Here is a 12741-nt window from a genome sequence, read left to right on the forward strand (position 1 = left end):
TTTTTTACTTCTAATTGTATCGTTTTTCTCGCAACAAAGTCAGCTTGGGCCTATTATATGAACCACTCAGGATAGGCAAAAGCAAAAGCTGCACGAATTCCGATAATAGATATAAGCACAAAGAAGATACCCATTACCCAAGTAGAGATGTATTGGGATCTTGGTGACTGTGTAATTCCCCATTTTACAAGGAAGCCCCACAGCCCGTTTGACAAGTGGAATGTAGCAGACAAGATTCCGATGATATAAATGAACAACATGATCGGATTGGTCAAAATATCCGCCATCATTTGGAAATCAACTTCCGCTCCAAGAGCTTTTTGGATACGTGTTTCCCAGACGTGCCAAGCAATAAAGAATAATAAGATAACTCCTGTAATTCGCTGCAAAGTGAACATCCAATTGCGGAAGAATCCTAATCTAACCGGATTATTATCAGCCGTGAATGCAATATAAAGCCCTAATACGGCATGAAATAATAAAGGTATATAGATTACAACAAACTCAAGGACTATCACAAAAGGAAGATTCCCGACAAATCCTGCCACATTGTTGTACGCCTCTTCGCCAATTGTAGCGAAATGGTTAATGAATAGATGTTGCACTAAAAAAATCCCTACTGGAATGACACCAAGTAAAGAGTGCAGCCTGCGCAAATAAAACTCTTTTTTTCCTGCCACGATTTACCCCCCTTAGTATTTAAGCGTCTGCTCATTTGACAGTTTTTGTCCGATTAGGCTTGTCGAACAACATAAATGTTTGTAACAAAGTTGTGACCATATTTCATTCTACTCCCCTCGTCATAACTCGTCAAGACAAGGAGTTTCTAATTTATTCTAATCTGAATAATTAATCCAATACGTAATAAGATTCTTTTTCAATTAAATGCTATTTTCGTTTATAATATAGTCATATTTGAAAGTGAGGAATTATAGTGAAATCTTTATCCAATTATGAACAGCCTCATTTAAAAAATGAAGATCAGCCGGATGTGCCCGTCTTTGCTTATGAATTATTAAGAGACGTACTTATCCCCGAACTCCTTGGCGGCGACATCCATGAAGTTTCCTATTGGGCTGGAAAACATGTTGCCCGAAGATTTCCGCTCTTGTCTCTTGATGAATCGATAGAGTTCTTCAAGGAAGCGGGCTGGGGCCATTTGCACATTGTCCATGAAAAGAAAAATGAATTTCTGCTCGAACTAAGCGGCAGCATTGTCGAAAGACGGCTCTTGATGAATCCAGATCCTTCCTTCCGCCTTGAAGCCGGATTTCTTGCCGAGCAGGTCCAATCCATGAAACAGGTGACGACTGAGGCGTACGAAGAAATAAATAAAAAGCGGTCCACAGTTTCATTCACCATCCGCTGGGATAACAAAGACATCCTTGGGGTCTGATCCCCGCCGCGGTAACGCGTTAATGCAGTGGGGGTCAGACTCCATAAGCAGAGCCTGCTCCAATCGGAGCAGGCTGATTTCTTATTTTGCCGCCGTTTCTTCAAGAACTCCCAGTTCAAACGCGTCATGCAAATGCTGAGCAGCTGGCTTCATGTGAACGGAATCGACCAGCACTGACACTTTGATTTCAGATGTGCTGACCATTTTGGATTGAATTCCGTTGTCCGCCAGTACAGCAAACATTTTTGCAGCAACTCCAGGGTTTGAAACCATTCCTGACCCGACGATAGATACTTTGGAAAGCCCTGTTTCACATTCAATATGATCAAATCCAATTGCTTCCTTTTCTTTTTCCAATACGTCAACCGCTTCCTGACGGTCTTTATCTTTGATTGAAAATGATAGGTTCGTCTGGTTGCTGTCGGTTTGGCTTTGAATGATGATATCCACATCAATTTGATTCGCAGCCAATGTTGAGAATACTGATGGTAACCCAGTTATTTCATTTTTCAAGCCAAATACGGTCATTCTAGTAATATTGTCTTCAAAAGCGACACCGCGCACGATCAAGTTCTTTTCCATGGAAGCTTCCTCCTCAATTACTGTTCCTTCTTCATCTTCGATGCTGGACCTTACTTCAAGTGATACGGAGTGGTTTTTCGCAAATTCAACGGCACGCGGATGCAGCACGCCCGCACCCAAGTTTGCAAGCTCAAGCATTTCATCATAAGAGATGGACGCCAGCTTACGGGCCTTTGGAACGGATCGCGGATCGGATGTAAATACCCCCGTTACATCAGTGCAAATGGAGCAGCGTTCAGCTTTGAGTGCTGCTGCAAGAGCGACCGCAGTCGTATCGGAACCGCCTCTTCCAAGTGTTGTGATTTCTCCATCTTCCGTCACGCCTTGGAATCCGGCCGCAACGATGATTTTTCCATCTTTTAAAATTTCCTCTATATGATCCGTCCTGACATCAACAATTCTTGCATTATTATGCACTTTTTCCGTGATAATTCCTGCCTGCCAGCCTGTCAATGAGACAGCCTGAGCCCCCATCTCTGTCAAGGCCATTGACAATAATGAGATGGATACTTGTTCGCCAGTGGCAAGAAGCATGTCCATTTCACGTTTGGCCGGACGGTCCGTGATTTCGCCAGCCAGAGTCAAAAGCTGGTCAGTGGTCTTTCCCATAGCTGAAACGACAACTACAACATTTTTTCCATTTTCTTTTTCCGCGATGATTCTTTTTGCGGCATTTTTAATTTTATCCGTGGTGCTTAACGACGATCCTCCGAATTTGATGACTATGGTACCCATAATCTACCTTCTTTCTTAAATAATTGAGAAAAGCGCAAGCGCCTTGCTTAGTCCCGGCGAGCACAAGACGATCCCCGAGGAGGCAGGTCTTCAGCCAAGCAGCATACTTGAAGCATTTCAAAAAACTTCTTAGAAGATACTCCATACAGCTTTGCGACGAGCTGAACAAGACTCCTTCGAATAAACTATAGCGCAGGAGCACAATTGCTTCCTTACAGGCTTGTGAGCTCTAGGGACTAGGCGCTTTTAGACATAAAAAAAGCAATGAGAGTCTTCTCTCATTGCTTGTGAGTCACAGTTTTAAAAAAGTGAAAAAGCCACAACATGAGATAGCCCTCCAGCATGAACGTTGATTTCATACTGACAATTCTGCATTTATTAAATAACAGAACCAGCGAGAATAACCATGGGGGATTATTTTCACTTCGGCAATCCTTCCCTTTCATAACCCTTCTTAAAAGCCCCAGCTTCTCCGGATTACTACTCTTTAAGGTTTGCGCCTCTATCAATTTATTTGATTCCGATTCATTATAGCACGCAGCCTTTTCCTATTCAACTATTCTTTCAACTTTTCTTTCAAATCGGTGGCAATCGGCAAAGGTATGCCCAGTTCGGTTATTTCCTCAATATCTGCTTCTTTCATTTTTTTCAATGAGCCAAAATGCTTAAGTAACCTCTGCTTTCGTGCCGGGCCGATACCTGGAACTTCATCAAGAATGGACTGAAAGGCCGATTTCCCCCTTAACTGGCGGTGAAAAGTGATGGCAAACCTGTGCACTTCATCCTGGATCCTTTGCATTAGGTAGAATTCCTGACTGTTTCTGGCAAGCGGTACTACGTCCAGGGGATCACCAAATAATAGCTGGGACGTCCTGTGCTTTTCATCTTTTGCCAGACCTGCCACAGGGATTTCAATTCCAAGCTCATTTTCCAATATATCCTTCGCTGCCTCTACTTGGCCTTTTCCACCATCTATCAAGATAAGGTCAGGCAACGGAAGGCCGTCTTTAAGCACCCGTGAATATCTTCTCCTGACAACTTCTCTCATAGATTCGTAATCATCGGGGCCTTCCACCGTTTTTATTTTATACTTACGATATTCCTTCTTGTCCGGTTTTCCATTAATAAAAACGACCATCGCTGATACAGGATCGGCTCCCTGGATGTTGGAGTTGTCAAATGCCTCAATCCGATAAGGAGTATAAATGTCCATCACTTCTCCAAGCTTCTCAACAGCCCTGATGGTACGCTCTTCATCCCTTTCGATCAGGGCAAATTTATCATGAAGGGCAACCTTTGCATTTTTTTCCGCCAAATGTACGAGGTCCTTCTTTTGTCCCCTTTTCGGCGTGAGTATTTTCGTTTGAACAAGCTGTTCAGCCATTGATGCATCTACGGAATCGGGCAAAAGGATTTCCCTGGGCTTGAAATGCTGGGGCTGAAGGTAAAATTGTCCTAAAAATGTGAGAAACTCTTCCTCCTGATCACCGTATACCGGGAATAATGATACATCCCTTTCAATCAACTTTCCCTGCCGGATGAAAAACACCTGGACACACATCCACCCTTTATCAATTGAATAACCGAACACATCTCGATCGATAAAGTCTGAAGAAATGATTGTCTGCTTTTCCATCGTCGTTTCTATATGGGAAATTTGGTCGCGATATTCTTTAGCCCTCTCGAATTCAAGCTGATCGGAGGCTTCAATCATTTTTTGCTGTAAGTCTCTTTTGATAGCCTTATAGCCCCCATTTAGAAAACGGGTGATCTCATCTGTTATTTCTTTGTATTTATTCGCATCCACCTCTGTGACACAAGGAGCCAGACACTGGTCGAGGTGATAATATAGACAGACCCTGTCGGGAAGGGACTGACATTTCCGCAGGGGATAAAGCCGGTCAAGCAGCTTTTTCGTTTCATGGGCCGCCCAGGCATTTGGATAGGGGCCGAAATATTTTGCTTTGTCCTTTTTAACTTTTCTTGTGATAATTAATCGCGGATGACGTTCATTCGTCAACTTTATATATGGGTAGCTCTTATCGTCTTTGAGCAGAACGTTATATTTCGGAGAATGTTTTTTGATCAGGTTCATTTCTAAAATAAGTGCTTCGACATCTGAAGATGTGACAATGTACTCAAAATCTTGAATCTCAGAAACAAGTCGCTGCGTTTTTGTGTCATGTGACCCAGTAAAATAGGACCGGACACGGTTTTTCAATTTTTTCGCTTTACCTACATAGATGATTGTTCCCTGCCTGTCTTTCATCAAATAACATCCGGGGTGGTCAGGCAGGATTTCTAGTTTATGTTTTATCAATTGGTTCAAGGAAGTGACCTCCCATTTCGAAATGCGTAAGCGCCTCGGTCAGCCCATACAAGCACAAGAAGATTCCCGAGGAGGCAGCCTTTCAGCCAAGCCGCTGACTTCGAATACCTCATGTAATGCCTCTTCGCATATGCTTCATGCAGCTTTGCGACGAGGTAAACCATCACATCTTCGAGTAAGCTATGCCGCAGGAGCACAATCTTTCTTGCAGGCTTGTGTCCTCGAGGGGCTAGGCGCTGGCCGACTTAGAGCGCCACGTCCTGTGGCGCCGTCGGCACTAGGACATCCTGTCCGTCGGAGCTGGACAAAAGATATTATTTTTCCAAAAAAAATCCGAGCCTATTTGCTCGGATTTTTTAGTGACTTAGAGATGCTTGTTAACTAATTCTGCCAATGCTTCTTTTGGTTGGAAGCCTACAGTTTTATCAACAACTTCGCCGTCTTTCATTACAAAGAGTGTCGGAATGCTCATGACTCCGTATTGGCTAGCTGTATCTTGGTTTTCATCAACGTTCACTTTGACGATTTTCGCTTTGCCGTCAAGCTCTCCATCCAACTCTTCGAGAACCGGAGCAATCATTTTACAAGGACCGCACCAAGGCGCCCAAAAGTCTACAAGTACGACACCTTCGCCAGTCTGAGTTTTAAAATCTTGGTCAGTTGCATTAATAATAGCCATTTCTTTACCTCCTAATATACTATCCGAAACTAAGGCAAGTATATCATCAGGCTTTCAAACGCGCTAACAATTTGCCTGTAATTAATATTCCCGAAAGAATATTGTTTACACCTCGTTTTTGGGACAATCTTGCTCCGGTGGACAGGAATGTCCTAGTGGAGTTGATGCGCCAGGTCATGGATAGTTACGGCAGCATAACCTCGCGCGAAAGAAAAGCGCTAGCTTTTACGAGGACGAGGCTAAACGAGCGCTTCCGCTTTTCTTAAGAGGATGCCTTCATTTTACGGAACTCTTCAGTCAAAAGAGGCACCACTTCAAACAGGTCGCCGACAATTCCATAGTCCGCCACGTTGAAGATGGTAGCTTCCGGATCCTTGTTTATGGCCACGATCACCTTGGAATTGGACATACCGGCCATGTGCTGAATAGCGCCGGAAATTCCGCATGCAATATAAAGGTCCGGTGTCACCACTTTTCCCGTTTGTCCGATTTGGAGCGAGTAGTCACAGTAATCTGCGTCACAGGCACCACGTGAAGCTCCAACTGCCCCGCCAAGAACATCCGCAAGCTCCTTTAACGGTTCAAAGCCTTCGGCACTTTTTACTCCGCGCCCTCCGGCAACGATGACTTTTGCTTCTGATAAGTCGACACCTTCACTCGCTTTGGTAATAACCTCTTTTATGATAGTACGTAAATCTTTGATCTCCACAGCAACCGATGAGACCTCTCCACTTCTGGCTTCGTCCCTTTCCAATGGGTCGATATTATTAGGACGGATAGTAAAAAAAGTAAGGCCGTTTGTTAGTGCTTTCTTTTCAAATGCCTTTCCGGAATAAATGGGACGAGTGAATACAAAGCCGTCATCGCCCTCTTCAATCGCAGTAACATCAGAAACAAGACCTGTGTTCAATTTGCTGGCGACTTTCGGAGACAAGTCCTTTCCAAGAGCTGTATGTCCAAAGACGATGACATCTGGATTCTCTTGATCAGTCACCGCCATGAATGCTTGTGAAAATCCGTCTGAGGTATAATTCTTCAATTGCTCATCTTCTACTATAATCACACGGTCTGCTCCGTAGTGAATCATCTCTTCTGCTTTATCTTTCACTGAATCTCCGATTAGGACTGCGGACACTTCCCCGCCTTCCGCAACTTTTTTTCCTGCGGCAATTGCCTCGAATGAAACGTTCCTTAAGCTGCCATCCCGCAGTTCCCCAAGTACCAATACTTTTTTAGCCATTGCTTCATACCTCCTGTTTCTCATTAAGAAAAGCGCAAGGCGCCCGCCTATCGGCTTGTGACCCCGAGCCTATTGCGCCAGGCCGCCTCAGGACGTAACATCCTGTGGCTTCGGCAGGCTCAGGGCGCGACATCCTGTCGCTTCGCTTGCACTAGTACTTCCTGTACGTCGGTGGCACTAGGACCTCCTGTCCGTCAGAGCTAGACAGAGCGCATATTCTTCTGAATGAAAACTTATTAGACAAAATTTATACTTTCTTATCTCTATAAAAGGATGTTATATTACCTTACTGAGCAAGCCTGCAAGTTCTTTTACCTGGTCTTCCAACTCGCCTTCCAATATCCTGCCAGCTTCCTTTTCTGGAGGAAGGAAAATTTCAACTGTGGTTGTTTTAGGCTCGACATCGTCTTCATCGAGATCTAAATCATCCAATTCCAGCTCTTCCAAAGGCTTTTTCTTCGCTTTCATAATTCCCGGCAACGATGGGTAGCGCGGGTCGTTCAATCCTTGCTGTGCTGTGACAAGCAATGGAAGTGATGTTTCTATGATTTCGGAATCCCCCTCGACATCGCGGACAATATTTATAGTTTCACCTTCAATTTCCAACTTGGTGATTGTCGTCACATAAGGGATATCTAAAATAGCGGCTACGCGCGGGCCAACCTGGCCAGATCCGCCGTCAATTGCAACGTTTCCTGCCAAGATCAGGTCAGGGTCTTTGTCTTTTAAGTATTCTGCCAAAATGGTCGCAGCTGAAAACTCATCGTAATCATCCAAATCGTCTTCAACATTAATCAATGCCGCTTTATCAGCTCCCATGGCTAAAGCTGTTCTAATCTGCTTTTCCGCCTCTTCCTCGCCAACGGCAACAATCGTTACTTCTCCTCCATGTTCATCGCGGACCCGTATTGCTTCTTCAATCGCATATTCATCGTAAGGGTTAATGATGAATTCTGCCCCATCTTCTTCGATTTTCCCGTTAGAAATGGAAATTTTCTCTTCCGTATCAAATGTTCTTTTCATAAGCACGTAAATGTTCATAAATAGACCTCCTAATGTACGAGACTGGTATAAAGAAAAGTCCAAGCGGCTTGTGACCTCGAGGGGCTAGTCGCTGGCCGACTTAGAGCGCCACGTCCTGTGGCGCCGTCGGCACTAGGACATCCTGTCCGCGGGAACTGGACAAAGAGAAGCTTTTTTAAAATAAATTACTTTCTTTGTTTTTTAGAAAAGTGCCAGGCGCTCAGCATTAGCCGGCCTGCAGCTATTCAGATTGCAGATGCCCCTGTCCAAGGCATGCTATCTTATTTTAAAGTAATCACTTTAATAGTTTCATACTTTCGTTAATTAACTTTTACTCTCCAATGAAGTTGGGTTCTCTTTTTTCAATAAAAGCGCTGATGCCTTCCTGGCCATCCTTCGTAGTGAAGACTTCTCCAAATTTTTCTGCTTCTAGTTTTTCCCCTTCATAAAAACGGCTGTCTTTCCCAAACTGAAGGAGTTCAATGACAGCCTTGAGCGAAGCTGGACTCTTCTTCGCAATATCAAAAACCATTTCTTTTGCTTTATCCAGTAGTTCTTCCTCAGAATAATATTGATTAGCCAATCCCCATTGAACCGCTTCTTTTCCTGTAATCGGTTTGCTTGTAAAAAGCATTTCCGCTGCCTTCGCTACTCCCACATAACGGGGAAGACGCTGTGTACCTGCAAAGCCGGGAATCAATCCAAGCTGCAGTTCCGGGAGACCCAGTTTGGCATTCTCGCTGACAAGCCTGATATGACAGGCCATGGCCAGTTCAAGGCCACCACCGAGCGCCGCTCCATGAATCGCAGCGACTACAGGTTTCGAAAAGCTTTCAATCTTCTCAAATACCCGTTGTCCATTGGAAGCGAGTTCTGAGAACTCCTCACCGCTTTGGACCTCTGTGAATTCTTTAATATCGGCTCCGGCGGAAAAAAAACGACCTTCGCCATATAATAGGATAGCCCTTACATCCTTGTCGTTCGACAGCTCATCAAAAAGTTGTTCAAGCTCTTTAATCACCTCTGTTGATAGGGCATTAGCAGGCGGCCTTTCCATTTTAATTAAAGCCGCATTTCCTTCCTTTGTTACCGACAGAACTCCCACACCATCAAGCCTCCTTATGTTAGACGCTTATTGATTGATACCCTTAACTTAAGACTTAAAGCCATTTAATATCAACTCGTGCACTTTCGGAGCGAGTGTGACCAGATCATACTTGTGTTCATTAAGAACCCATGTTGTGGCTGTTTCATCCATTGTCCCGAAAATCATTTGTCTTGCGAGTCTGACATCAAGATCAGCCGAGAATTCACCACGTTCTTTGCCATAATCCAAAATGGTCTCCAGGACACTCAAGTATTCTTTTAAAACCTCATTAATTTTAAAACGTAAATCTTTGTTTGACTGTCTGAGCTCCAATTGAGTGACAATCGCTAACTTCGTGTCTGTGGATAAAATCTTGAAATGTTCTTCAATCATCACTAATAATTTCTCTGCCGCTGTTTTTTTTCCTGCAATAACTTCATTAATCTTTTCAACAAACATGGCCATCTTTTCTTGAAAAACTGAAATAAGAACATCTTCTTTGTTTTTAAAGTAAAGATAGATTGTACCGTCCGCCACGCCGGCCTGGCGTGCTATTTTTGAAATTTGTGCCTGATGATAGCCATTTTCAGCAATTACAACAACTGCCGCTTCAATAATCTGTTTATACTTGGGTTTATTTCTTCTCATTGCCTTCACCTTCTGTAAAATAAAATGAATGATTATTCATTCATAAAAATATCATAAATCTACACCAATATTCTGTCAAGCATACCGGCGTCGCACAAGGCCAGTCAAAAAAGAAAAAACAAGCGCCTTGATCATCGACGTATGATATAAGTAAGTAGATGGTGAGTTTGATAGAAATTTGTTGGCCGATAGGCGCTAAAAATCACATATCACTAGTTTTCGACTATCCGAGCTTTTCTTCCTGCTCCATTTTCTTTCTCTCTTCGTCAACCAGATGACGGCGTAGAACCTTACCGACAGCTGTTTTTGGAAGTTCATCTCTGAACTCATAGATTTTTGGCACTTTATAAGCAGCCAAATGCTTGCGGGCAAACTCATCGAGCTCTTTTTCCGTAACGTTTTTTCCTTCTTTTAAAACGATATAGGCTTTGACCGTCTCGCCCCTGTAAACATCGGGCACTCCGGCAGCAACAACTTCCTGGACCGCAGGATGCTCATATAGTACTTCTTCGATTTCGCGAGGATATATATTAAAGCCCCCTGCTATAATCATATCCTTTTTTCGATCAACAACATAGAAATATCCTTTTTCATCCATATATCCTAAATCGCCTGTCAATAACCAGCCGTCCTTCAATGTGTTTTCCGTTTCCTCAGGCATGTTCCAATATCCTTGCATCACCTGAGGTCCTTTGACAGCAATTTCACCGACTTCTCCAGGTGGCAGTGCTTCTCCATTTTCCATGGAAACAATCTTTGCCTCCGTATCAGGCCACGGAACTCCAATGCTGCCTTTTATCCTCTCCTGGTCCCATAGGAAGTTGGCATGTGTCACCGGAGAGGTTTCTGTCAATCCATAGCCCTCCACAAGCTTTCCACCTGTTGCCTCCTCGAATTTTTCCTGGACTTCAATTGGGAGAGGTGCAGAACCACTGATGCATGATTCGATGGAAGACAAATCATACTTTTTAATATCAGGATGGTTCAACAACCCGATATAGATCGTCGGTGCCCCCGGAAAAAGGGTTGGCCGTTGCTTATGGATTGTTTTTAATGTGGTCTCTACATCAAATTTAGGTAGTAGAATCATCTCATATCCTTCCATGACCCCTAAAATAAGCACGGTGGTCATTCCATAGACATGAAAAAGCGGCAGCAGGCCGAGGATACTTTCCTCACCTTTTTTCATTTTATAAAGCCAGGCGTCGCAAGCTGTTGCATTGGCAATCAAGTTTTTGTGCGTAAGCATGACGCCTTTCGGATTTCCTGTCGTCCCTCCTGTATATTGTAAAAGTGCCAAGTCAGAATCGAAATTAAACTCTGTCGGCACTTCATCAGGGGAAGAGACATTCATGATGTGTTTAAACAGGTGCCGGTTTCCTTCATGATTCACCTTGACAACGATACCGGTATCCCGTTTCTGGATGAATGGATAAATAACATTTTTAGGAAATGGCAAGTAATCTTTGATAGCGGTTACAATTATGTGTTCCAGGTCAGTATTTGCCATCACTTTCGTAATCCGGGGATATAATAAATCGAGTCCGATAATGGCTTTTGCACCGGAATCCTTCATTTGGTATTCTAGTTCCCTCTCTGTGTAAAGAGGATTAGTCTGAACAACGATTGCTCCGGCATAAAGAATGCCATAATAGCTGATGACCGCTTGAGGTGTATTCGGAAGCATGATAGCAACCCGGTCTCCTTTTTTGATGTCCAGGCTGCGCAAATAATTGGCCATCTTGAGAGAACTTTCAAAAAGCTCTTGATAAGTCAATTCCTTGCCCATGAAATGAATGGCTGTCTTGTTGGGGTATTTTTTGGCTGCATCCGTCAAATATTGCTGTACCGGCTTTCGGTCGTACTCCAATGTTTTGGGGATTGTAACCGGATAAAGATCCAACCATGGCTTCATAAATTTACATTCCTCCTTTTTAAAGGACAAATTAGAATATTTAAACTTATAAATATTATATTACATAGGTAGGCAGCAGTACAACTAATTGAGTGATTTATCCGAATTGTGTTTATCATTAATACTATACCGCTCCCAGGCGACGTTGCTAGGGCAGCCAACATGGCTTTTTGGTTGGGACAATCTTTAAAGAATAAGTTCGGCTACCTGCCGTGTTCCGGGTTGGGGTATCCTACCGCAGGCATGATTACCAACTTCATAATAAACGTAACGTATCTGACTGGTTCCCTCCCGAAGCGGGACCCTAACTGCATAAACGGTAACGATTCCTGCTGATTCCCTCCCGAAGGAGAGCCCGAACCGCATTAACGGGAACGATTCCTGCTCTTTCCCTCCCGAAGGAGAGCCCGAACCGCATTAACGGGAACGACTCTTGTTGAATAGCCCAAAAGATAAAGAAATCAGGCTTACACGATCACCATGAAAAACGCAAATTCCTTTGCGAGCCATTCTCTGAAGAATACCCCCTCACAAAGAAACAGGCGAAGAAAATGAAAATATTTTCTTCGCCTGTTTTATTCTAATTTTATTAAATGCGGATTAAAAAAATGATACCAACTATGATAAAGATGCTGCAAACAACGAACAGCACTTTTGCCAGTTTCTCCACCGTTTCCTCCTTAATGGATACCGGCGCCGATGACATATGACAGACCAATGGATATGACCATTGATAAAAAGCCAACAGCGCGGTTGTCTTGTTCTATCTCTTGATCAATTTTAAACTTTGGGGTCAGAAATTCAAAGATAAAGTATCCTGTCAACAAAAGGAAAAAGCCAAACATTCCCCATCCAATCATCACAAATAACGTATCATGATGAAGGATGGAATGCCTGAAAATATTTGCAATACCAAAGATCTTTCCTCCCGTTGCCATTGCAACTGCCACATTTCCTTTTTTTATTTCTTCCCAATTATTGTATTTGGTTACCAACTCAAAGATAAACAGGAACAAAATGATACAAAGCACAGTAACGCTATAATAGCCGGCTGTTTGAACAAAAGAGTTTTCCCAAAAAGAGTCCATTAAAAACATCCCCTTTTAT

General features: G+C 43.4%; 11 protein-coding genes and 1 riboswitch. Of the genes, 1 reads left to right on the top strand and 10 read right to left on the bottom strand.

The annotated features are described in order from the left end of the window. Positions 1 to 53: 53 nt before the first annotated feature. A complete protein-coding gene (locus D4T97_RS05840; protein ID WP_126048646.1) occupies positions 54 to 680 on the bottom strand; it encodes a succinate dehydrogenase cytochrome b558 subunit in 627 nt (208 codons plus the stop codon). A gap of 254 nt (positions 681 to 934) precedes the next feature. Between D4T97_RS05840 and D4T97_RS05845 the strand changes: the two genes are divergently transcribed. Next, the gene (locus tag D4T97_RS05845) at positions 935 to 1396 is read left to right on the top strand and encodes a YslB family protein (RefSeq protein ID WP_126048649.1); all 462 of its coding nucleotides are present in this window, start codon (positions 935 to 937) and stop codon (positions 1394 to 1396) included. An 81-nt stretch (positions 1397 to 1477) separates the two neighbouring features. On the opposite strand, the gene D4T97_RS05850 is transcribed toward D4T97_RS05845, so the two are convergent. The 9 genes from D4T97_RS05850 to D4T97_RS05890 form a co-directional block, all read right to left on the bottom strand. Then, positions 1478 to 2713 carry an aspartate kinase gene (locus D4T97_RS05850; RefSeq protein WP_126048651.1) on the bottom strand — a complete coding sequence of 412 codons (1236 nt, stop codon included), beginning with the start codon at positions 2711 to 2713 and terminating at the stop codon, positions 1478 to 1480. 322 nt (positions 2714 to 3035) lie between these two features. Next, positions 3036 to 3226: riboswitch (Lysine riboswitch) on the bottom strand. A 43-nt stretch (positions 3227 to 3269) separates the two neighbouring features. Further along, positions 3270 to 5042, bottom strand: a complete 1773-nt coding sequence (gene uvrC / locus D4T97_RS05855) for an excinuclease ABC subunit UvrC (protein ID WP_126048653.1) — start codon at positions 5040 to 5042, stop codon at positions 3270 to 3272. Positions 5043 to 5406: 364 nt separating this feature from the next. Next, entirely contained in the window at positions 5407 to 5721 is a 315-nt protein-coding gene (gene trxA, locus D4T97_RS05860) for a thioredoxin (RefSeq protein ID WP_126048655.1), read from the bottom strand. 262 nt (positions 5722 to 5983) lie between these two features. Continuing rightward, positions 5984 to 6961 (bottom strand): electron transfer flavoprotein subunit alpha/FixB family protein, encoded by a 978-nt coding sequence (locus D4T97_RS05865; protein WP_126048657.1) that lies wholly within the window; start codon positions 6959 to 6961, stop codon positions 5984 to 5986. 276 nt (positions 6962 to 7237) lie between these two features. Next, entirely contained in the window at positions 7238 to 8002 is a 765-nt protein-coding gene (locus D4T97_RS05870; protein WP_126048660.1) for an electron transfer flavoprotein subunit beta/FixA family protein, read from the bottom strand. A 313-nt stretch (positions 8003 to 8315) separates the two neighbouring features. After that, positions 8316 to 9089 (bottom strand): enoyl-CoA hydratase, encoded by a 774-nt coding sequence (locus D4T97_RS05875; RefSeq protein ID WP_126048662.1) that lies wholly within the window; start codon positions 9087 to 9089, stop codon positions 8316 to 8318. A gap of 48 nt (positions 9090 to 9137) precedes the next feature. After that, positions 9138 to 9719: a TetR/AcrR family transcriptional regulator gene (locus D4T97_RS05880; protein ID WP_126048664.1), complete on the bottom strand. Its 582-nt coding sequence runs from the start codon at positions 9717 to 9719 to the stop codon at positions 9138 to 9140. A 223-nt stretch (positions 9720 to 9942) separates the two neighbouring features. Continuing rightward, on the bottom strand, positions 9943 to 11634 hold the full coding sequence (locus D4T97_RS05885; protein WP_126048667.1) for a long-chain-fatty-acid--CoA ligase: 1692 nt from the start codon (positions 11632 to 11634) through the stop codon (positions 9943 to 9945). Between the two features lie 680 nt (positions 11635 to 12314). Continuing rightward, positions 12315 to 12722 carry a DUF350 domain-containing protein gene (locus D4T97_RS05890; RefSeq protein WP_126048669.1) on the bottom strand — a complete coding sequence of 136 codons (408 nt, stop codon included), beginning with the start codon at positions 12720 to 12722 and terminating at the stop codon, positions 12315 to 12317. Positions 12723 to 12741: the final 19 nt, after the last annotated feature.

The organism is Siminovitchia acidinfaciens (genome assembly GCF_003605385.1).
GTDB lineage: Bacteria > Bacillota > Bacilli > Bacillales > Bacillaceae_C > Siminovitchia > Siminovitchia acidinfaciens.